This window comes from Actimicrobium antarcticum (genome assembly GCF_039536745.1).
Classification (GTDB): domain Bacteria; phylum Pseudomonadota; class Gammaproteobacteria; order Burkholderiales; family Burkholderiaceae_D; genus Actimicrobium; species Actimicrobium antarcticum.
Window position 1 is genome coordinate 126,620 of record NZ_BAAAZE010000002.1, and the last position, 21,856, is coordinate 148,475.

Annotated in this window: 14 protein-coding genes and 1 tRNA gene; 8 read left to right on the forward strand and 7 right to left on the reverse strand. The window is 60.8% G+C overall.

The genetic code is table 11. From position 1 onward, the window contains the following. Window positions 1-276: 276 nt before the first annotated feature. Complete coding sequence (locus ABD720_RS01810) at window positions 277-1,146, reverse strand: glycosyltransferase family 2 protein (protein WP_344761502.1); 870 nt, start codon at window positions 1,144-1,146, stop codon at window positions 277-279. A gap of 312 nt (window positions 1,147-1,458) precedes the next feature. On the opposite strand from ABD720_RS01810, the gene msbA reads away from it, so the two are divergent. After that, entirely contained in the window at window positions 1,459-3,195 is a 1,737-nt protein-coding gene (msbA, locus tag ABD720_RS01815; protein ID WP_344761503.1) for a lipid A export permease/ATP-binding protein MsbA, read from the forward strand. 115 nt (window positions 3,196-3,310) lie between these two features. Continuing rightward, on the forward strand, window positions 3,311-4,363 hold the full coding sequence (gene waaF, locus ABD720_RS01820; protein ID WP_344761504.1) for a lipopolysaccharide heptosyltransferase II: 1,053 nt from the start codon (window positions 3,311-3,313) through the stop codon (window positions 4,361-4,363). Window positions 4,364-4,434: 71 nt separating this feature from the next. On the opposite strand, the gene trmB is transcribed toward waaF, so the two are convergent. The 5 genes from trmB to ABD720_RS01845 all read right to left on the reverse strand — a co-directional run bounded on the left by trmB (window position 4,435) and on the right by ABD720_RS01845 (window position 8,675). Continuing rightward, window positions 4,435-5,151 (reverse strand): tRNA (guanosine(46)-N7)-methyltransferase TrmB, encoded by a 717-nt coding sequence (gene trmB, locus ABD720_RS01825; protein ID WP_344761505.1) that lies wholly within the window; start codon window positions 5,149-5,151, stop codon window positions 4,435-4,437. A 77-nt stretch (window positions 5,152-5,228) separates the two neighbouring features. Further along, window positions 5,229-5,302, reverse strand: a tRNA-Gly gene (locus ABD720_RS01830). A 121-nt stretch (window positions 5,303-5,423) separates the two neighbouring features. Then, window positions 5,424-7,451: a putative bifunctional diguanylate cyclase/phosphodiesterase gene (locus ABD720_RS01835; RefSeq protein ID WP_344761506.1), complete on the reverse strand. Its 2,028-nt coding sequence runs from the start codon at window positions 7,449-7,451 to the stop codon at window positions 5,424-5,426. Then, complete coding sequence (locus tag ABD720_RS01840; protein WP_344761507.1) at window positions 7,432-7,971, reverse strand: heme NO-binding domain-containing protein; 540 nt, start codon at window positions 7,969-7,971, stop codon at window positions 7,432-7,434. Before ABD720_RS01840 ends, ABD720_RS01835 begins: the two co-directional genes overlap by 20 nt. A gap of 251 nt (window positions 7,972-8,222) precedes the next feature. Continuing rightward, the gene (locus ABD720_RS01845) at window positions 8,223-8,675 is read right to left on the reverse strand and encodes a fasciclin domain-containing protein (RefSeq protein ID WP_344761508.1); all 453 of its coding nucleotides are present in this window, start codon (window positions 8,673-8,675) and stop codon (window positions 8,223-8,225) included. A 151-nt stretch (window positions 8,676-8,826) separates the two neighbouring features. On the opposite strand from ABD720_RS01845, the gene ABD720_RS01850 reads away from it, so the two are divergent. From ABD720_RS01850 to ABD720_RS01875, 6 genes are all read left to right on the forward strand, one after another. Further along, on the forward strand, window positions 8,827-10,491 hold the full coding sequence (locus ABD720_RS01850; RefSeq protein WP_344761509.1) for a bifunctional aminoglycoside phosphotransferase/ATP-binding protein: 1,665 nt from the start codon (window positions 8,827-8,829) through the stop codon (window positions 10,489-10,491). Between the two features lie 292 nt (window positions 10,492-10,783). Further along, window positions 10,784-11,893 carry a Stealth CR1 domain-containing protein gene (locus ABD720_RS01855; RefSeq protein WP_344761510.1) on the forward strand — a complete coding sequence of 370 codons (1,110 nt, stop codon included), beginning with the start codon at window positions 10,784-10,786 and terminating at the stop codon, window positions 11,891-11,893. A gap of 215 nt (window positions 11,894-12,108) precedes the next feature. Further along, window positions 12,109-15,252, forward strand: a complete 3,144-nt coding sequence (locus tag ABD720_RS01860) for a bifunctional diguanylate cyclase/phosphodiesterase (RefSeq protein WP_344761511.1) — start codon at window positions 12,109-12,111, stop codon at window positions 15,250-15,252. 128 nt (window positions 15,253-15,380) lie between these two features. Beyond that, a complete protein-coding gene (locus ABD720_RS01865; RefSeq protein ID WP_344761512.1) occupies window positions 15,381-16,988 on the forward strand; it encodes an ExeA family protein in 1,608 nt (535 codons plus the stop codon). Between the two features lie 4 nt (window positions 16,989-16,992). Then, the gene (locus ABD720_RS01870; RefSeq protein ID WP_344761513.1) at window positions 16,993-17,664 is read left to right on the forward strand and encodes a general secretion pathway protein GspB; all 672 of its coding nucleotides are present in this window, start codon (window positions 16,993-16,995) and stop codon (window positions 17,662-17,664) included. 115 nt (window positions 17,665-17,779) lie between these two features. Continuing rightward, on the forward strand, window positions 17,780-19,069 hold the full coding sequence (locus tag ABD720_RS01875) for an ankyrin repeat domain-containing protein (protein WP_344761514.1): 1,290 nt from the start codon (window positions 17,780-17,782) through the stop codon (window positions 19,067-19,069). A 50-nt stretch (window positions 19,070-19,119) separates the two neighbouring features. Here the strand turns inward: ABD720_RS01875 and ABD720_RS01880 are convergent, their stop codons facing one another. After that, entirely contained in the window at window positions 19,120-21,666 is a 2,547-nt protein-coding gene (locus ABD720_RS01880) for a TonB-dependent receptor (RefSeq protein ID WP_344761515.1), read from the reverse strand. Window positions 21,667-21,856: the final 190 nt, after the last annotated feature.

A 21,856-nucleotide genomic window follows, 5' to 3' on the forward strand; every position in this document is an offset into this window, starting at 1 on the left:
TGTCAACGGGTCATTTTTTCGATGATTATTTTTTTTGCACAATCGATTTGGTGCGAAGTGAATGTACGACCAGACATGGAATTAAGTTCGCCGAAATCATGTTGGTTTGACGGGCGTCAATTGAATTTCAAGGTGGATATATTTTGCAGAAACCTGACGGTCAGGTGGTCAGGTATCCGATGGCGCGTGCCGCTATCTCGGGGAGCGTGTCGCAAGCGGGAGCGCAGCAAGGCCGCGCGACACCAGGGGCCGTGCTGCGGCAGGAGTCTTGATGCGTTACTCGGTCTCGGGCGACCGGCGTTCGGTGCGTTTGGTACGTTCGGTGCGTTCGGTGCGTGCAGTGTGTTCGTTGCGCTCGAAGACCTGCGCATCCCCGTCGTGACCGCGTTCGGCTTCGGTCAGCAGCATCAGTTTGAAGTACTTGTGATAAGTCGTTTCGGCCGCGCACAATGCGACGATCAAGCCGGCCCGGCCATCCAGAAAACCGCGCTTGAACACGAAGGATCGCAGGAACGCCGACAGGCTGTGCGCGAAGGCTTTTCGCAACGAACCGCGCTTGCCGGCGGCGTAGGCCTGACGTGCGCCGAGTTCGGAATACTGTTCCAGTTTGCGCAGGAAGTCGCCGTCGTCGCGATAGCTGTAATGGATGATGGGATTGGTCAGGCGTCCGGTGGTGCCACGTTCGACCAGCACCCGCTCGTGCACCAGATTGTCGGAAAAGGTGGCGCAGCCGCGGCGCCATAGCCGCACCACGTGGTCCGGATACCAGCCCGAGTGGCGGATGAACTGGCCGCAAAAACTCGACAGCCTTGGCAGCGCGTAGGCATCGTGTTGCGGTGCGTTGATGATGCGCAGGATTTCATCGCGCAAGGCCGGTGTGATGCGTTCGTCGGCATCCAGCGACAGGACCCATTCACCCTCGGCGGCAGCCAGGGCACGGTTCTTTTGCGGACCAAAACCGGGCCAGTCGCTGGTCTCCAGCACGTCGGCGCCAAAATCTCTGGCGATGGCAACAGTGCCGTCCGTGCTGCCCGAATCCACTATAATCCACTGGTTTGCAAATCCGACGCTGTCCATGCAGGCACCGATATTGCGCGCCTCATTTTTCGTGATCACAATGACAGAGAGTTTCACAGAGAGTTTCATCAAGCCGAGAGTTGGATTGCAACTTTTTTCGTGGATAAGTTTTTTGCTGCCGGCATTGGCCATCAACTCGCGCGCTGGAGTCGGGCTGGTCAGGGCGGCAGTTCCGGTTGGCCTGCCGTGCTCGCGGACGCTCTGGCAACAGCGCGCTCTCGGCCCGGTACAGGCCCGGTGGATTGTAATCGCATTCGTCGTCAATCCGGCATTGGCACCGGACCTGTATTTGCATGACGCCAGCCCCGCCGGTTCCTCCTTTTATGCATCGACCATGGCCATAGTGGCGGGTCCTGGTCTGATGCAGCAGCGAAGCCAACCATGACCCTGTCTCCTCATCTGCTGCGCCTCGCGCGCATGCTCAAACCATTTCGCGGCCGTCTCGGGCTGGCCTTTCTCGGCATGATGGTGACTGCCTCGACCGAACCGATGTTTCCGGCGGTGATGAAGGTCCTGCTCGACAAGGGCTTTGTCGGCGAGTCGACGATTCCGTTGTGGATGGTGCCGCTGGCAATCATCGGCATGTTCGTGCTGCGAGGTGCATCGACCTTCCTGACCACGTACATGATGACCTGGGTCTCGACGCATTTGCTGAACATCCTGCGCCGCCAGATGTTCAGCCGGCTGCTCGATGTACCGGCAGATTTCTATGCCGGCACATCGGTGGGCCGGGTCATCAACTCGATGATGTTCGAAGTCCAGCAGATCATCGAAATGGTCACCAAGGTGTTCACCTCGCTGATCCGCGACAGCCTGACGGTGATCGTGTTGCTGGCATTTTTGCTCTGGCTGAACTGGCGCCTGACCATCGTCGCGCTGATCCTGTTGCCGCTGATTGCCGTGGTCGTGCGCTTGACCGGCAAACGCCTGCGTACGCTGACCCGGGGATTCCTGGACGTCAATGCCGAGCTGACCCAGGTCATCGAAGAAACCACCCGCGCACAGCAGGTCATCAAGATTTTCGGTGGCCATGATTACGAAAAAATCCGCTTCGAACAGCGCGCCGGCAAACTGCGCAGCTACTCGATGCGCATGGCCAGCACCTTTGCCGCGACCGTACCGATCACGCAGGTGATGGCGGCGTGCGCGGTCTCGGTAGTGATCGTGATTGCGCTGATCCAGTCGGGTCAGAACATGATCACGGCTGGCGGCTTCGTCTCGTTCATCACCGCGATGCTGATGTTGCTGACACCACTCAAGCATCTGGCCGAAGTCAACGGACCACTGCAGCGCGGCATTGCCGCTGCCGAAGCCGTCTTCGCCCTGATCGACACGCCCTCCGAGCGCAGCAGCGGCAAGGAACTGACTGGTCGCTCGGTCGGGCACATCGAATTCAGGAACGTCACCTTCGCGTATCAGGACCAGCAAGTGCCGGCGCTATCGGGCATCAACCTGACCATTCATCCCGGCGAAACCGTCGCCTTCGTCGGGATTTCCGGCGGCGGCAAATCGACACTGGTGAATCTGGTGCCGGGTTTTCATAGCCCGCAGTCTGGTGAAATTTTTCTCGACGCCGAACCCATCGAATCGATCTCGCTGACCAGCCTGCGCGCCCAGATGGCGATGGTCAGCCAGAACGTCGTGCTGTTCGACGACACGGTCGCAGCCAACATTGCCTACGGCGACGCGCAACCGGACCGCCAGCGCATCGAAGCCGCCGCCCATGCAGCCCACCTGACCGAGATGGTCGCCGCCTTGCCGAAAGGGTTCGACACACCCATCGGCGACAACGGCAGTCGCCTGTCCGGTGGCCAGCGTCAGCGTATGGCGATTGCCCGCGCGATTTACAAGGATGCACCGATCCTGATCCTCGACGAAGCCACCTCGGCACTCGACAACGAGTCGGAACGCGCGGTCCAGTCTGCCCTGATCAAGCTGATGCAAAACCGCACCACGCTGGTCATCGCCCACCGGCTCTCGACCATCGAACGGGCGGACCGCATCGTGGTGCTGGTGAGCGGACATATCGTCGAACTTGGCACCCATGCCGAACTACTTGCGCACAATGGCGTCTACGCTAGTCTGCACCACTTGCAGTTTGAAAAGGAAGCCGTCTGATGATCACCCCAGCCATACCAGCCATGCCAGCCATGCAAGCCACATCCGTCCTACCCGCCATTTCCCTGCCAGTACCTGATCGTCTGCCGCACGAAATTCATGCCGTCGAATCGTTGTGTCTGATGGGTCGCGTGGCCCGCAAGTGATGCGCACGCTGGTGATCTCGCCGAACTGGATCGGCGACGCGGTCATGGCGCAGCCGTTGCTGCAACTGCTCAGGCAAGCCCATCCGGATCGACCGATCGATGTACTGGCACCAGCCTGGGTCGCACCGGTCTGGTACGCGATGGCCGAAGTCGACAGCGTGATCGAAACCCCATTCCGGCACGGCGCGCTGCAATTGCGCGAGCGCTGGACCTTTGCGCGGCAATTGCGTCAGCGCGGCTACGCGGACGCTTACGTCCTTCCGAACACCCTCAAATTCGCCCTGATTCCCTGGCTGGCCGGTATCCCGCAGCGGGTGGGTTATGTCGGCGAAATGCGCTACGGCTTGCTCAATGTCGTGCACCGCCAGGACAAACTTGCGCCGCGGCCCATGGTGGCGTTTTATGCCGCACTGGCCAACCCGCCGGCCACCGTGGTGCCGCTGCCGGCGCAACTGCCGCGGCCGACTCTGATGGTGGATGAGACTTCCCGGACTGCAACATTCCAGCAATCCGGACTGGCCTCCGACCGACCTCTGGTGGTCTTCGCACCCGGTGCCGAATTTGGCGCCGCCAAGCGCTGGCCGATTACGCATTTTGCCGAACTCGCGCGCTTGCTCGAAGAGGCCGTGCCCGATGTGCAGATCGTGATCCTCGGGTCGAAAAAAGATCTGCCGATAGGCGACGCGATTGTCACCTTGTCACCGGCCACCAACAATCTGGCGGGCGCGACGCCATTGCGGGATGCCATTGCGATCATTGCCCAAGCCGATGCAGTGATCAGCAATGATTCCGGGTTGCTGCATATTGCCTCGGCACTGAACCGCAAGATCGTGGCGCTGTACGGACCGACCGATCCGAACCATGCGCCACCGTTTTCGGATGTGTCGCGCTCGCTGTCTCTGGGGCTGGAATGTGCGCCATGCCGGCAACGGGAGTGTCCGCTTGGGCACCATCGGTGCATGAAGGACATGTCTGCAGAAATGGTGATGGGGGCGCTGCGGGAGATGGATGGCGGGGGGTGAGTTGACTGGCGGTTGTCGCAACCGCCAGAAACCTCGGCCATTGCAACTCCGCAATCACGATTCCTCAGCCGTCAAACCTTCTCGAACACCACATCCCACACGCCGTGCCCCAGCTTCACGCCGCGGTTTTCAAACTTGGTCACCGGCCGATACGCCGGTCGTGGCGCATAGCCATCGGCGGTGTTTTTCAAGCCCGGCTCGGCACCCAATACCGCCAGCATCTGCTCGGCATATTCCTGCCAATCTGTCGCGCAATGCAGATAGCCGCCCGGCGCAATCCGTGACGCCAGCAATTGCACCAGTGGCGCCTGCAACAACCGTCGCTTGTTATGGCGCGCCTTGTGCCAGGGGTCCGGGAAGAAGACATGCGCGCCAGCCAGCGAGAGCGGGGCGATCATGTGCGTCAGGACTTCGACGGCGTCGTGCTGGATCAGGCGCAGGTTCTGCAGCTCCTGCTCGCCGATCAGCTTGAGCAGGCTGCCGACACCCGGTGTGTGGACTTCCACGCCAATAAAATTTTTCTCGGGCATCAGTGCGGCGATTTTGGCGCTGGTTTCTCCCATGCCGAAGCCGATTTCAAAAATCGTTGGCGCGCTGCGGCCAAAGGCCTCGTCCAGCGCGATCGGCGCCTTGGTGTAGGGAATGCAAAACTGCGGTCCCAGTGTCTCGATCGATCGTGCCTGCGCCGTCGACAGGCGTCCGGCGCGCGTGACAAAGCTGCGGATGCGGTGTTCGGTCGGGTCGTAGAACATGAGTTTGCGGGTGTCGCTGGATGGCTGGTCGGTCATGCGGAATACTCTGTCGGTCGGGGAAGAAAGCGCTAATAAAAAAGGCACGATGGAGCGGGTGCCTGATTCTGTCGGTCTGGAGCGGGTGAAGGGAATCGAACCCTCGTCGTAAGCTTGGGAAGCTTCTGCTCTACCATTGAGCTACACCCGCGAGAGCCGGATTATACGTCGGTTTTGGCGTCGGTCGGCAACTCACCGCCGCGGTGTGGCCAGCAAGACCTTGAATCCTGACCTTGCCGGAAGTTGCGTCGTGCACCCCGTATCCAGCACGCTCACCGCGATTCCCACCGCGCCCGTTGCTCGCGCCACGCCGCGTCAGCCGCATCCGCCCGCATCGGTTTGTAATAGTAATAACCCTGCACAAAATCCACGCCCATTCCCTGCAGCAGACCGACCTCGGCGGCCGTTTCGGCACCCTCGGCCACGACATCCAGCCCCAGCGTGTGCGCCAGCATCATGATGACTTCGGCGATCTGGCGCTTGTCGTCGAGGAGGTCCATCTGGCTGACGAACGAGCGGTCGATTTTCAGGGTGTCGATCGGCAGGCGGCGCAAGTGGCTGAGTGACGAGTAGCCGGTGCCGAAATCGTCGAGCGACAGTTTCACGCCGAGTGCTTTGAGCTGCCGGAAAATGTCCAGCGCATGCTCCGGGTCGGCCATGACCGTACTTTCGGTCAATTCCAGTTTCAGGGTGCCGGCCAGGATGCCGGTGTCGGTCAGCGTTTGCGCGACCAGGTCGACCAGGCCGTCGTCGGAGAGCTGCATGGCCGACAGATTCACGCTCATCGTCAACGGCAGTCCGCTGTCTTGCTGCCAGAGTCGCAGCTGGCGGCAGGCATGTTCGAGGATCCAGCTGCCCATCGCGCCGATCAGACCGATCTCTTCGGCCACCGGGATGAATTCGGCCGGACCGACCTCGCCGTACACCGGGTGTTCCCAGCGCAGAAGTGCCTCGAACCCGCGGATCAGACCGTCGTTCGGGGACACGATCGGCTGGTAGGCCAGCCATAGTTCGCCGCGGCCCTGCGCCTGCCGCAGGGCCGATTCGAGCTGCAGGCGGCGCAAGGCTTTTTCCTGCATGGCCGTGTCGAACATGACCCAGCGCGCGCGGCCTTGCTGCTTGGCGTGGTACATGGCGATGTCGGCGTCGCGCAGCATGTTCTGTACGTCGGCGTAACCGGTCGTGCTCAGGGCAATGCCGATACTGGCCGTGACGGTGACCTGCTGTTCGTCCAGCACGAAGGCATCGGCCATCGCACTGATCAGCCGCTCGGCCACGCGCGCGGGGACGCGCTCGTGCCGGATATTGTCGAGCAGGATCGTAAATTCGTCGCCGCCCATGCGTGCCACGAGATCCTCGCCACCGTCGTCGCCGTCGCTTTCGCCGCGCGAAACCAGGTCGGTCTGACGCAACGAGGCGCTCAGGCGGTTGGCAGCGGCGATGATCAGCTGGTCGCCGGCGTGATGTCCCAGACCATCGTTGATGGCTTTGAATCGGTCCAGGTCGACGAACAGGACGCTGAACTGATAGCCAGGTACGCGCAAAGCGCGTAACTGCGCCTGCTGCAGGCGGTCGAGGAACAACTTGCGGTTGCCCAGTTGGGTCAGCGGGTCGTGCAGCGCGTCGTGCATCAACCGGACCTTGGTGCGCTTGCGTTCCACCACGCGTCCGAGCTGGATGCCGATTTGGGCCATCAGACGCAAGACCGTTTCTTCCGGCGTCTGGTGTCGCATGCTGAAGAACTCGAGCACCGCGACCACTTCGGTGCCGATCACCACCGGAAACGCGAACAACGAGCGCAAGCCTGCGCGCTCCGCTTCGGGCAGGCGCGGATAGGCATCGGCGTCAGGACTGCCAACGTTGATCCAGGCCGGTGTACCGCTTGCCCACACCCTGCCAGGCAGCCCCACTCCGGGTCCGAAGGCGATCGATGCAGTCAGTGCGCGCAGCGCGTCGTAGCTGCCGTTGCTGTCGTCGCGCCAGAGAGCAGTGGACGTCAACACGGAATCTGCGCCGCCATCGACCAGCAGCAAATGGCCCAGCGGCCAGTCGGCGAATTTGCAGACGGCGGCGAGCGCATGACGCATTGCGTCTTCCACACTATCGGCCTCATTGGAGGCCGCAGCAATTGTTTCGAGCAGGGCGATTTCCTGTTTCCGACGAAACAGGTCGCGCATTCCACGTTCGGCGATTGCTTCGGCTTCCGCGCGCGCGGCGGATTCTCGCCGAAGGCGCCGTTTCAGGAGTGTGATTTCGGCGTCGACAAGTGCCGACGCCGTGTCATTGATGGAATCGGACATGGAACACGCATTTGGATGCACCGTCGTGCATGCACTGTGGTTGCGTGATGTCGGCCTGTTCGTGGTAATGCGTGGCGGCGCCCAGCATGAAGCCTTCTGCCAGCGCGCACAGCTTGCGCGCCGAGCTGTAACCGATGACCAGGCCGCCATCGTCGCTGGCGCCGAAATCGAACATCGGCGTGTCCGCGCCGGGATACAGCTTGTGTACTTCAGGGTGTATGGTGTTGTTCAACGTCAGCAGGAAGCTGCGCGTATCAGTATGGCTCTGAAAAAAATCGGGAAGTCGCACCGCCAGCAAGGGAATGGCGCGCTGGCCGAACCAGCGCAGGATGTCCTGGGGTGGCAGATTCAGCGCCTTCGATGCGGCGCCCACCAGGGCGACGATTTCATCGTCAGCGTAGTTGCCGAGGGAGGTGTAGGCGCCAGACAGTTTCGCTTCATCGAGCAGCTTGTCCCAGGTCGCTTCGCCGAACTCGTTGCTGACGGCTTCTTCGAGTAAATTGAAAATGATGCCTTTCATGTGCTGCCTCGCGACGTTCAATGTGTTGCTTATTATGCTCTTCGGCGGGGAAGTTTGTTGCATGCAATGTTGCTGTTGATCATGGCTGCCTCCCGTTCTCCCGGAAATGCCTGGGCCACCTCTATGCGTTGCCAACGCTGGCCGGGTCTCTGTAAACGGAAAACGCCCTCGTCACCTTGGCCAGGTCTCGGAGGGCGCTCATGGGGCCGATGGCGCCGATTCATAGCGGCCATCGCATCCTGCTTGCAGTATTACTTCGGCATCAGCACGGTATCAATGACGTGGATCACGCCGTTGTCGGCGACGATATCAGCAGCAGTGACTTTTGCCTTGTCGACGGTCACGCCGCCAGCGGTCGCCAGCGTCAATTCGGAGCCTTGTACGGTCTTGACCTTGCCGGCCTTGATGTCCTTGGCCATGACTTTGCCAGGAACCACGTGGTAGGTCAGCACCGAGGTCAGTTTGGCTTTGTCTTTGAGCAGCGCATCAAGATCTGCTTTCGGGACTTTTGCGAACGCTTCGTCGGTTGGTGCGAAGACGGTGAACGGGCCTTTGCCCTTCAGGGTATCGACCAGGCCGGCTGCTTGCAGTGCCGTGGTGAGCGTCTTGAAGTTCCCTGCACCGATAGCGGTATCGACGATGTCTTTGGCTTGGGCGGAGAATGCGGCGGTGGCGATGATGGTTGCGAGGAGTAATTTTTTCATGAAGTAATTCCTTTAGAAAATTGTGCGCAGAACAACAAAGAATATTGTTAGTTCGGCATCACTAAAACCAGACCACACCTTCTCACAGATTCGGAATCCGTGTTGAAGAGCGCTTGTTTCGCATTTAGTGTCAGTCAACCGGGCAAAGGGTATGAACCATCGAAAACGCCTGCAGCAACAGGAAAACCTGGTGCAACGCCTGGCCGCCGTTCTCGGCAAGGACGGCCAGACCGTCGACGTCATGCAGACCCCTATTTCATGGGTGCTGGTCACCGCATTGTGGGCCTACAAGATCAGGAAGGCGGTGCAGTTCGATTTCGTGGATTTTTCCACGCTGGCTGCGCGCTGTCATGATTGCCATGAAGAGTTGCGCCTGAACCGCCGGCTTGCAGCCGCGCTGTATCTGGATGTGGTTGCCATCACCGGCAGTGCCGACCAGCCGTCGCTGGATGGGGCCGGCGAGGCGATCGAGTACGCCGTCAGGATGCACGCATTTTCCCAGCAGTCGCTATGGAGTTCACGCCTCGCGCTGCACCGCCTCACGACCGCCGATATCGACCAGCTGGCGATCCTGATGGCGCACTTTCATCAGGCTGCTGCGGTGGCTGGCGGCAGCAGCAGTGCCGGTACGCCGGCGTCCATCCGCCAGACCGCCGAGGAGACACTGGCGCTGATTGATTCCCGCATCACCGGCTCCGTGCAACGGCAACAACTGGCCCGCATCACTGACTGGCAAATTCTGCAGCATCAGCAACTCGACGCGCTATTCACTCTGCGCAAGACACAAGGCCAGGTCCGGGAATGCCACGGTGATCTGCATAGCGGCAATATTCTGACCGAGCACGGCGAAGTGATTCCGTTCGATTGCCTTGAGTTTGCGGTGCAGTTGCGCTGGATCGATGTGCTCAGCGAGATGGCGTTTATTTCGATGGATCTGCAATGTCACGCGCGTCCCGACCTGGCCAACCGGCTCCTCAATCAGTATCTGGAGATCACCGGTGATTACGAAGGCGTTCCGGTGCTGCGTTATTACGAGGTGCAGCGGGCCCTGGTTCGCTGCAAGGTTGCCTTGTTGCGGAACGATCAGCACGTGTCCGATGCCGGGCCAGCGATGACACCGGCACAGCAGGCCAGGGATTACCTGGCGTTTTCGGCAGAGCACTGTGTGGCGCCGCCGGGCGCCATCCTGATCACCCACGGTTACTCGGGTAGTGGCAAATCTACCGTGTCCGGCTGCGTGGCGACGATCGTTGGGGCGATCCGGATACGCTCCGACGTCGAACGCAAACGTCTGCATGGAATCACTGCCGGCGCCGGCGCCGGCGCCGTCGCTGCCGCCGCGCCGGATGGCGGAATTTATGCACAAGCCGGAACCACACTGACCTACCAGCGGCTAGGCGTGCTGGCGCGTGGCGTCCTCGCTGCCGGGCTGCCGGTAGTAATCGATGCTGCATTTTTAAAACGGGATCAGCGTGGTCTGTTCGAACGACTTGCACGGGAACTCGGCGTTCCTTTCCTGATTCTGGATTGCCAGGCCAGCGATGCCACGCTGCGTACACGTCTTGCTGCGCGGTCGCAGGATGTCTCGGACGCCGACGTCACGGTGCTTGTCAATCAGATGGCCCACGCTGATGCGTTATCGCCTGACGAGCTGAAGACCACGATAGTGTTCGACAGCGGGTTGGTTGCCACCACGCAAGCCCTCATGGAGTTCATCGCACCGGTTTTGCGGAGGCTGAACATCCGCACCAATCCTGTTCCGCCAGCCGCCGCTGGTGCGTTTCAGGGTGGCGGCGTGATGGATCGCCCGACCTGACGAACACGCGCGGGTCACGGCGTCGCTCTGACCGGCCTACGTACGCAGACCAGCGCGATCTGTACGGCCACACTGGTCCGCCATTCCCAAACAAGGGCATGCTCCCACGACATTAAATAAAGACGTACCATAGGCCCCCGCGGTGCCCGCGACCCTTCAGCATTGCGCGAATAAAGTTGGTGCATTGGCGGCAAGCAGGCGTTTGCTTCTGGTGCTTCACTGGCAACCATGCGTTCCATGCTGGCGGTTACTGCTACTTTCACTATTCTTTTTCGGGCTTTCCTTTGCGCTCATGACAGACGCCACACCTATCGATATCGTCTACCTGTGGGTTGACGGCAATGATCCTGCCTGGCGCCGACGGCGCCATCGCGCTGCCGAAAAGCTGAGCGTCCTGCATCGCGACGCGATTGCGGTGTACGGCAACGTCGAAGGGCGCTTCCGTGATAACGATGAATTGCGCTACAGCCTGCGCGCGCTGGAAAAATTTTTTCCCGAACACGGGCATGTCTATATCGTCACGGATGCGCAGGCACCCGGCTGGTTACGCGCGTCGGAACACATCACCATCGTCGACCACGCCAGCCTGATTCCGGCCGCATCACTGCCGACCTTTGATTCGGGCAATATCGAGTCGTACATACACCGCATCCCGAATCTGTCCGAACGGTTTTTCTATTTCAACGACGATGTCTTCTTTGGCGCGCCGGTCAAGGTTGACGACTGGTTCTCGGATGACGGTATCCGCGTGGCCTGGTCGGACGAGCCGATGGTCTCCGACGAGCCATTACGCCAGGACGCGACCTCGCTGGAGAACGCCTGCCGCCTGTCCGGTCAGTGGCTGGCAGCACGCGACTTTCCTGCGTATCGGCATACCTTTCGGACCTTTGCGCATTCGCCGCGGCCGATGTTGCGCTCCATGCTGTTCGCGCTGGAAGTTGCCGCGCCGGACATGTTCTCGATGGTTCGGTCAACGGTATTCCGGACCTGGGACAAACCCACCATCGTGTCGGATTTCGTGATGCGCTGGGCGATCGCGAATGGCGTCGCGACGGTCAGGGATTACAGTCATCTGTATGTCTCGACCGGCGACACCGACACCGCGCACCAGCTCGCCGCGTTGATTGCGCAATTGGGAAAGCTCGCATTTTTTTGCATCAATGACACGACCGATGATGCACACACCCTTGACCCGCGCCTGGCGCTGGTACGGGAGGCGCTGCAGCAGATTTTTCCCGAGGCGTCCGGTTTCGAGAATGACGCGTTGGCCGGACAGCCCGCGCCATATCGGCGGCGCCGTTCGGATGCCGTCAATCCCGTATTGCAGCGCAATCTGTACGAACTCGATCTGCACAAGGTGGGCGGGATGGTGCCCGTCACCGGCGCAGAGGAAATCGTCTGACCGGGCAGTTGTCGAAAAAGTTACTTTTAGGAAATTTGATCATGGACACAAGACAGCACATGTGTCATCGTACGGCGCGTCGAATTTACAATGTTGAATTTTTTCATGATGACGGGGATTTTTAATTCTTTGCTGTTGCATACTCTCGGGACAGTCCGGTTTGGCGAACCTGGCTGGCTATTCCGGACCGACTGCCCGTAGCCAAAAATCGATCAATGAATGTCATCCATCCACAGGCCGCGCGCCCGAAACAAAAAATCCGCTTACGCGCGTTACTGATTCTGCTTGCCTTCATCGCAGTCGCTCCGGGTGTGGCAATCAACCTCTATACCTCGCTTGTGCTGCAGCGCGATGCACTCTTGCGAGCGCAACAGGAAATCGACTCGGTTGCCAGGCTGGTCGCGGCCAATCAAGACCAATTGATAGGCGGCGTACGCCAGATCCTGACGACGGTGGCCAGCGGGCCATCGGTAAGACGCAATGACTTGCGCGTCATCTGCGGCGAATATCTGCGCAATGTGAAGGCAGCCAGTCCGGGCTATGCCGCGATCGGTTTGTTCGACCTGCAGGGAAACATGGAATGCGAGTCTGGCGCCAGCGTAGTGCGTGTGCGGGATGATCAACAGCCGCTGCTCCGGCAGGTGGCCGAGTCCGGAAAATTTCAGGTCGGGGACTACCAGAATGGCGTGACACCTGGGCGTGATTTGCTGGACTTTGCGATGCCGGTCTACGACTACGATAGCCAATTGCGTGGCGTCGCTTTCGCGACGCTCGATCTGGATTTTTTTGCCACACAACTTAAATCTGTCTCGCTCTCGGAGCGTTTCCATATCCGCATCAGCGACTCTGGCGGACACTTGCTGTTTTCGAGTGGCAATGTGCGTGATCCGATCGGAACACCCGATATCGAGCAGGTGATACGAACCCAGCTTCCGACGAGTAGCAATAACCCTTTCATGACTACCGACGTCCATGGTGCGCAGTGGCTGCATGTCCAGAAGTGGGTGAGCGGCGACGCGCTGGTAGTCGATGTTTCCGTGCTCCAGTCCGATCTTGTGGCTGTCGCTAACCAGCAGTTGATTGTGCAATTTGTGTTACTGGCAGCGGCATCGCTGTTCGGTTTCCTGCTGGCCTGGTTGATTGCGCGACGCAGCCTGGAACAACCGGTAGCGCGTTTGCTTGAACGGATGCACAGGGCGGAGCAGGATATCGTTGGCAATGCCGATAACGACTTGCCCGCAACGCCGCCGGCCAATGCCGAGTTTGCCGAACTCGATGCGGGATTTTCCAGCATGCTGGCCAAGTTGCGCAGCAACCAGCGGCAATTGATCGAAGCACAGGAAATCACCCGGGTCGGTTTTTACGCAATGGACCTGGTGCGCCGGGAATACACAGCCTCGCCAATCCTGTTTGCGATTCTGGGACTGGATACCGCTACCGAACGCATTTCGCAGGATGACTATGAACGCCTGATTCACCCGGACGACCTGGCGCAAGTCCGCCAGCGCCGCACTGGACTGGTCGAAGGCAAGACATCATCGAACATGCAATACCGGATCATCCGCCCTGATGGCGGCGTGCGCTGGATCGACGTATTCGGCGTGATTGAGCGGGATGCTGCCGGCAAAGCCGTGCGCTATTCCGGCGCCATCCAGGACATTACTGAACGAAAATTGGCGGAACAAGCCGCTCTTGCCAACGAAAACCGCTTTCGGCTGCTGTTTGAAAACAGTCTTGATGGCGTTGTGCACGCATATGCAAATGGCATGGTCCTGGCTGCCAATTCGGCTGCCTGCAAAATTTTTGGCATGACCGAAGAGCAATTGTGCAGTCACACCCGCGCCGACCTGGTGTTTTCGGGCGACACCCGGCTGGCCGCGATGCTGGTGGAGCGTGCGACCAGCGGCAATACGCGGGGTGAACTCACCATGGTGCGCGGCGACGGCAGCCTGTTCGAGGCAGAACTGACCAGTTCGCTCTATACCGATGCCAATGGCATAGAGGTCACCAGCCTGGTCATGCGCGACAGCACAGAACGGATACGGACCGAACGTGAGATTCACCAGTTGGCCTTTTTCGATGCCCTCACCGAATTACCCAACCGGCGACTGTTGCTGGACCGGCTGAGCTTGTTGCTGGCTTCGGCACAGCGCAGCGGCGAAATTGGTGGCGTGCTGTTCATCGATCTGGATCACTTCAAGAACGTCAACGATGCGCGCGGACATGCCACCGGCGACGCACTGTTGCGGCTGGTGGCACAGCGTCTTGCCGGGCTGTTGCGTACCGAAGATACCGTCGCGCGCATCGGTGGCGATGAGTTCGTGGTGCTGTTGCCGCGCCTTGCTGCCGACATGCTGACCGGCACCCGGCAGTCGATGGCAGTCGCCGAAAAAATCCGCGAGGCGCTCAGCCGCCCCTTCCTGATCGACGGGCAATCCTATCTTTCCGGCGGCAGCATCGGCGTGACGCTGCTGCCCAAGCCCGGACAGACCACCGAAGACCTGCTGCGTGAAGCTGATACCGCCATGTATCGGGCAAAAAGTGCCGGGCGCAATCGCATCGCGTTTTTCGAGGCGGCGATGCAGTCCGATGTCGAACAGCGGCTGGCGCTTGAAAATGATCTGGCCGAAGCCATCGGCACCGACCAGCTGGAGATGTTCCTGCAACCGCAGTTTGATGCCGCCGGCCAGCCGGATGGCTGCGAAATGCTGATGCGCTGGACCCACCCGGTACGCGGGCCGGTGTCGCCGGCGGTGTTCATCCCTGCCGCCGAGGAGTCGGGGCTGATTCTGCCACTGGGTGACTGGGTGTTGCGGGAAGGCTGCCGGACGGTATTACGTCTGCAAGAAGCCGGCCATCCGCTACCGGTATCGATCAATGTCAGTCCGCGCCAGTTCCGCCAGATCGACTTTGCGGGTCAGGTCAAAGCGATTCTGGCCGAGACCGGTGCTGACGCCTCGCAACTGATTTTTGAAGTGACCGAAGGCTTGCTGATCGAGAATCTGGAAGAGACCATCCTGCGCATGCATGAGCTGGTGAGTATCGGAATCCGCTTCTCGATCGATGATTTCGGTACCGGTTATTCCAGCCTCGGCTACTTGCGTCGATTGCCACTGTACGAACTGAAGATCGATCGCAGCTTCGTGCAGGATACGCCCGGCAATCCCGATAATCCCGGCGATACCGCCATCGTCCAGACCATCCTGTCGATGGCCGGCCACCTTGGCTTGCGGGTCGTCGCCGAAGGCGTGGAAACCCGCGAACAGGCCGACTTCCTGAAGGCGGCCGGTTGCACCGCATTGCAGGGCTATCTGCTGGCACGACCGATGCCGGTAGCGGCATGGCTGCAGTGGCAGTAAGCGCAACGGGCTTGCCGACGGCAAGCTTGACGGTGATGGCTTTGTGCTAGCCTTCGGACATGTACCAGCGATTCTTCGGCCTCCGGCAAAACCCTTTTTCGATTGCTCCTGATCCACGCTACCTGTTCATGAGTGAACGGCATCGCGAGGCGCTGGGGCATTTGCTGTACGGTCTGAACGGCGGCGGTGGTTTCGTGCTGCTGACCGGCGAGATCGGTGCCGGCAAGACGACCGTGTGCCGTTTGTTCCTGGAACAGATTCCGGCGCGCTGCAATGTCGCCTATCTGTTCAATCCGAAGCAGACCGTGATCGAACTGCTGCAATCGATCTGTGACGAGTTCGGCATCGCGGTGCAGCGCCGCGTCGAAGAGACTGCCACCGTCAAGGATTTCATTGATCCGCTGAACCGCTATCTGCTGGCGACCCACGCCGTCAAACAGAACAATGTCCTGATCATCGACGAGGCGCAAAACCTGTCGGCTGACGTGCTTGAGCAATTGCGCCTGCTGACCAACCTCGAAACCAACGAGCGCAAGCTGCTGCAAATTATCCTGATCGGCCAACCCGAACTGCGCACGATGCTGGAGCGGCCCGAGCTGGAGCAACTGGCGCAGCGCGTCATCGCCCGTTTTCACCTGGACGCCCTGTCACCGGCCGAGACGACGCAGTACATTGCCCATCGTCTGGCGGTGGCCGGCAGCAAGCAGGCTGCACCTTTCAGCGCACGGGTGATCCGCCGCATCCACCGGCGCACGCGGGGCATTCCGCGCCGGATCAACCTGCTGTGCGACCGCGCGTTGCTGGGCGCGTATGCCGCTGGCAAGCATGCGGTGGATGCGCGTACTGTCGATGCGGCGGCGCTGGAAGTGTTTGGCCGTGCGCTACCCGGCAATGTCAGGTGGCGTTCGATCGGGCTGGGTGCGCTGGCAGTCATCCTCGTTTTGGGTGGCATCTTCGGCGATGTCGACGCGCTTTTGAGGAGCACCAAAAAGCAGCCTGTGGTCGGTGCTGCCAGTGTGCAGGCGCTTGCCGCCACTCCTGCCGCTCCCGCCGCTTCTACCGCTCCTGCTATTTCTGCACCGTCTATGGCGCTTGCTCCGGCACCTGTAGTTGTCAATGAGCGCGCGCCGGTCGTGGTCGGTGAGGCGGCGCGTGATCTGCCCGCGGCCTATCGGCAGCTGGCGCAGCTCTGGCAGGCGGACTTCAGCGGTGACGCATCCTGCAAGGCGTTGCAGGCGAAGAGTCTGTATTGCTTCACCGGCAAAGGCATGAACGAACTGCGCCAGCTTGGTCGACCGGCGATCCTGACGCTGCGCGACGATGACGACAAACCTTATTACGCCGTGCTCACAGGCGTCGGTGCAAGCGCTGTCACGCTGCAGATCGATGGGGTGTCAGACACGGTCAACCTGGATTCGCTGGCGCGCCGCTGGGATGGCGAATTCAGTACGCTGTGGCGTGGTCCGGAGCAGTTTCGCAAGTTGATCATGCAAGGCGATCGCGGCCCGGCGGTCGACTGGGTTGCGGTCCGGCTGGCGCGGGTAGATCGCTCGCCGCCGCCATCGACCGACGCGGTGTATGACGAACCGCGGATCCGTCGCTTTCAGCTGGCGCAGGGGCTAAGTCCTGATGGTGTCGCTGGTCCACAAACCCTGATGCGATTGGCGACGGCTGCCGGTTCGGACGAGCCCCGTCTGGACCCGCGTGTCATTGACCCGTCGCCAGCAAGGAAATAAGCCGATGTCCATGATTCTCGATGCGCTCAAAAAGGCCGATGCAGAACGGCACCTGGGCGAATTGCCCGGCCTGCATTCGCGAGCCGTACCCGGCCTGGCGCCGTCGCATCCGGCCAGCCTGTGGCAGCGGCGTGCGACCTGGCTGGCGCTGGCCGGACTGTGCCTGGCGCTGTTGGTGCTGGCGTGGTGGCTGAACCGTCCGGTGGTACCGGTTGCGTTGATTGCTCAGCCGCAGGCGCACCCGCTGCAGCCCGTCGAGGTCGGTGCGTCATCGGCGCAGTTGGCCGCCGACGTGGCTGTTCCACCGCCGCTTGCCAGGCCTGTACCCAAGCCGGCACCCAGGCCAGCACCTAAGCCGATACCCGCACTGCGCACCGAGCCGGCATTGCCGGCGGCCCCCGTCATGGTCGCGGGTACGACTGTGCCATCGACAACAGCGCCATCAGGTCCGATGCTCACGCTCGCAACCCTACCGCCCAACTTGCAGCGGGAGCTGCCACCGCTTGCGATCGGTGGCTCGATGTACTCCGACAATCCGGCCGACCGCATGCTGTTGATCGACAAGCGGCTGGTGCACGAAGGCGACGAGGTCGCGCCGGGCCTGGTGCTGGAGAGCCTGATGCCCAAGTCCGCGATCCTGCGCTACAAGGGCATGAGGTTTAGGATCGCTTTTTAAAAATTGTTGCATTCTCATGGAACCGAGGCGGGTCGTAACGGCACACACTGAGCGTCATCCGGGCTGTCTGTCCAGACAGCGGAGTTGATCAATTTTTGAAGAGCCTACTTCCCCCATGAACGTCAATTCGCCGTCGAACAGCCCGCCGCATATACCCGCCTATTTTTTTCCGGAAGCGCCGCACCAGGAAAATATTCCCGCTCCTGCATCGTCCGGATCAAGCATGCATCAGCCCGCGATGCATGGCGCCCGCGCCGCGCGGGCACTGCGTGCTGCGGTTTCCGTGCAACCCACTTTGTGTGAGGCAATCGCCGCCAAGAATTTTCCTGTCATACAAACGCTTCTGCCCCATTCCGATCCCAACGGCACGTCAGCCGAGGGGTACAGCGCATTGATGCTGGCAACGTCGCAAAGCGATCACGAAGTCATGCAGCTGTTGCTTGATCACCCGGATATCCAGTGCAATGCGACGCACCCCAGCGGCCTGACCGCACTGCATCTGGCCGTCACTGACGGCGACCTGAGCACGCTGAACATGCTGATACAACGAGCCAGCGGTATCAACCTGAACGCAAAATTGACAGATACCAACGCCACGCCACTGCACTTCGCGGCACTACACGGAATGAACGACAAACTCTCTCTGCTGGGACGCACCCCTGGTGTTGATCTTCATGCCCGTACCTCGGACGGGTCCGTTGCGCTGCATCTTGCCGCCGCCCGCGGATATCCGGAAACGGTGCTGCGATTGCTTGGCATGCCGGGAAGTGATGTCAATGTGACCGATCACTCGCACTGGACAGCCTTGATGCGCGCCCTGAAACATAATGAACTCGATGTTGTACGGTTGCTTGTCGGCATCCAGGGAGTCAATGTCAACATGAGAGATGTGTCGAACCGTTCGACGCTCTCGATCGCTGCCGCTACCGACAATATTGCTCTTGTGGCCGAGCTGTTGCTGCATCCCGACATCAATGTCAACGCGCCGGTAGATGTACAGGGTGCCACGACGTTGCATATGGCCGCACGGGCATCGAATGCACCAATGGCGTTGGTCCTGCTTGGTACGCCCGGCATCAACGTCAATGCGGAGTCGCTGACGCAGTCCACCCCGTTGCATTGCGTCGCGCAGACTGGTAACGCGAGATTGTTGTGGCTGCTGCTGAACTCGCGCCAGATTGACGTGAACAAGCGGGACTATACCGGGGCGACGCCACTGCATTTTGCGGCATCGCATGGCAATCATGATGCGGTCCACATACTGCTTGCGACGCCCGGGATAGCCAGTGACGTCCGGATGAACAACGGACGCACGCCATTACAGCTTGCCGAAGCGTGGGGCCATACGGAGGTCGCCGAAACGCTCAAGGCGCACGAGCAGCAAAATACCGAAAACCGGCGCTGAACCGGTTTTGCAGGGATGCCTGACACCCGATCGGATGGGCGGTGTCAGCCTCAGCCGCCGGAAGTCTTCTCGAACGCATAGCGCAATCCGACCCAGAACAGGCGCGGTGCACCCGGCGCATAAAAGGTCGCATGCTGCAGCGCGTAGCCATCAGCCGCCGAACCACCAAACGGACGCGCGACGAAGTTGCCACCGCCGTCAAAGCCGGTCGCTCCCAGCTGAGCTGCCGTGCTGTAGCGGGTATCAAACACATTGTTGACTTGCGCGATCAGTTGCAGCTGCGGCGTCACCGCGTAGTTGGCGCCGAGGTTGAAGAGGGTATAGCCGGCGCTACGGCCCTGGCCGAGGTAGGTCGTGCCATCCGGTTGATGGCCGTTGTTCTCGTTGCCGCGTGCCAGTGCGCCGGCCATGGCCACCATGCTGCTGCTAAAGTTCAGGGCGGGCGACACGGCATAGTCGGCCGACAGTTTCAGCATCTGCCGTGGCACCAGCGGAATGCGGTCGCCGGGACGAATATTGATCGTGCCGTCGAGGCCGGGCGTGCCGGCGCTGGCCGTGCCGCTGTTGCTGCTGTTACTGCTGTTACTGCTGTTACTGCTGCCATTGACCGTTTCTGCGCTCTGATAGGTAGCGTCCAGCAAGGTGTAATGCGCACCCAGGCTGACCTTGCCGAGCTTGCCGCTCAGACCCAGTTCGACGCCCTTGCGTCGGGTTTTTCCAAAATTCCTGAAGTAACCGTAGCCAGCCTGGTTGTCGGCCACGAACAGGATGTCGTTGCGGTTTTCGGCATGGAACACACCGGCGTTCCATTGCAGATTGCCCGCTGCTGTTCCGCGCACGCCGGCTTCGGCGGTGCGCGTGACGACTTGCTGCAACGGCGGATCACCGGCCATCGCATTGGGCAACTTGCAGGGCTGCTCGGGATTGGCGCAACCGAGTTCGATGGCGGTTGGCGCGCGGCTACTTTCGTTGAGTCCGAGGTAGGCATTGAGCTGCGCGGTCGGGCTCCAGGTCATGCCGATGGCCGGATTCAGGCGCGAGAACGTGTGGTCCCCGCTCAGCGATGCCGGGTCGCCGTCGGCATGCAGCGCATCGCGATTGCGGATCGCGGTGGTGTTGTAGCGGCCCGATAGCGTCAGATGCAGCTGTTCGCGCAGCGACAGCGTATCGCTGGCAAACACGCTCCAGGTCCGGATGCGGCCCGACAGATCGACGCGCGTGTCATACGGTGCGCCATCCACGGTGCCGCCGCTGACACCATCGCCAAAGGCATTCAAGGCCGTGATGCTGCGGTCCGCATTGAGGTAGCCGAGCTGGGACGATTGGCCGAACCGGACCCGGCTGGCGTCATAGCCGGCGCCGGCCACCAGCTGGTTGCGCTGGCCGGCCAGCGTGCCCAGCCAGGTGAGTTGTCCGGAGACGCCGTAATTCTGTTGTTCGGTGCGGGTGCGGTTGATCAGGCCGTTGCACTTCTCGGCCGGTTCATCGTTTTGCAGCACCTGTGCAATGCAGCGCCAGTACGGGAACGGCGTGTTGGCCGCCGTTGCGCCACTGGCCGGAAAACCGCTGTAACCGGCCGCAGTCAGTGCGCTCTGGTCGGCCGCCGACGGTTGCACGATGGATTGATCCAGCGCGGCTTCGTTGATATCGCCGTTATAGGTCGATGTGCGGATATCCCGGAAATACAGGTTGCCGGAGAACTGCAACTGCTCGCTGACGCTGTGGCTGGCGACCAGGTTGAGCAGGGTCGAGCGGTTTTGCGTGATGTCCGGTTTGGTGTAGACACTGGCGCGATCCGACGCCAGCAAGCGCTGTTCCTGCAAGCCGTTGCCATTGAGCTGGTTGTCAGCGTGGGACAGCGTCAGTTTCAGGTCGGTGCTGCCATCGCGCCAGCCCAGTTTGCCAAACACCTGCCGCACATCGGAGGGCGAATCATTGCGCCAACCATCTTCGCGAAACAGGTTGCCGTTGAGGTACCAGCTCAAACCCTTGTCATTAAAACCGCCATGTTCGACTTCGACCGCGCGTCGGGCATTGCTGCCCAGCGTGGTCTGGATGGACGTGCCGGGATTGCTGCGGCCATCCTTGGTCTGTACCGACAACGCGCCCCCCAGCGTGTTCAGTCCGAACAACGGATTCGAGCCCGGCATCAGCGTCATCGACGCAATCGCGCCGCGCGGAATCAGGTCCCAGCTCATTACGTCGCCAAATGGCTGGTTCATGCGCACGCCGTCCATGTAGACCGACATGCCTTGCGGCGTCCCCAGCAACGGCGACGCGGTATAGCCGCGATAACTGACATCGAGCTGGAACGGATTGCCCTGCATTTCATTGACATGCACGCTGCCCAGGCGCTGGTTCATGAAGTCGCTCAGGTCGAGCGCGCCGCTGCGCAGCAGGTCGGCGCTGCGGGCGCTCTGGACTGGCGCGGCAATTTCGTTGCGCGGTTGGCCCAAGCCGGGCAGCGGGGTGATGCCGATGACCTCGACGGGCGCGAGTTTCTGCTCCTGCTGGGCGTGGACGGCCGTACTGAATGCGGCGGATAACGCAAAGGCGAGGGTCGTCTTGTGACCGGGACGGAAGATGGGATGGGGCACGAGGTCTCCTGGGATGGATTATTGTTTTTTGTAGCCGGTCTGTGCCGGCGGCGACCCGAGTATAGTCGGCCCGCGGAGACAAGAAGCAGGACTTTGCCACGGTAAAACCGGGAAAAATTCCCGACGGGCGTTCGCCGGCATGCAACTTGCGCGGTATGGTCAATCGGTAGGGTAGTGGGTAAGTTCAACG

Coding starts and splice junctions, on each gene's coding strand:
- ABD720_RS01810 (WP_344761502.1), bottom strand. CDS start 1,146: ATGAAACTCTCTGTGAAACTCTCTGTCATTGTGATCACGAAAAATGAG.
- msbA (WP_344761503.1), top strand. CDS start 1,459: ATGACCCTGTCTCCTCATCTGCTGCGCCTCGCGCGCATGCTCAAACCA.
- trmB (WP_344761505.1), bottom strand. CDS start 5,151: ATGACCGACCAGCCATCCAGCGACACCCGCAAACTCATGTTCTACGAC.
- ABD720_RS01835 (WP_344761506.1), bottom strand. CDS start 7,451: ATGTCCGATTCCATCAATGACACGGCGTCGGCACTTGTCGACGCCGAA.
- ABD720_RS01840 (WP_344761507.1), bottom strand. CDS start 7,971: ATGAAAGGCATCATTTTCAATTTACTCGAAGAAGCCGTCAGCAACGAG.
- ABD720_RS01845 (WP_344761508.1), bottom strand. CDS start 8,675: ATGAAAAAATTACTCCTCGCAACCATCATCGCCACCGCCGCATTCTCC.
- ABD720_RS01850 (WP_344761509.1), top strand. CDS start 8,827: ATGAACCATCGAAAACGCCTGCAGCAACAGGAAAACCTGGTGCAACGC.
- ABD720_RS01855 (WP_344761510.1), top strand. CDS start 10,784: ATGACAGACGCCACACCTATCGATATCGTCTACCTGTGGGTTGACGGC.
- ABD720_RS01860 (WP_344761511.1), top strand. CDS start 12,109: ATGAATGTCATCCATCCACAGGCCGCGCGCCCGAAACAAAAAATCCGC.
- ABD720_RS01865 (WP_344761512.1), top strand. CDS start 15,381: ATGAGTGAACGGCATCGCGAGGCGCTGGGGCATTTGCTGTACGGTCTG.
- ABD720_RS01870 (WP_344761513.1), top strand. CDS start 16,993: ATGTCCATGATTCTCGATGCGCTCAAAAAGGCCGATGCAGAACGGCAC.
- ABD720_RS01875 (WP_344761514.1), top strand. CDS start 17,780: ATGAACGTCAATTCGCCGTCGAACAGCCCGCCGCATATACCCGCCTAT.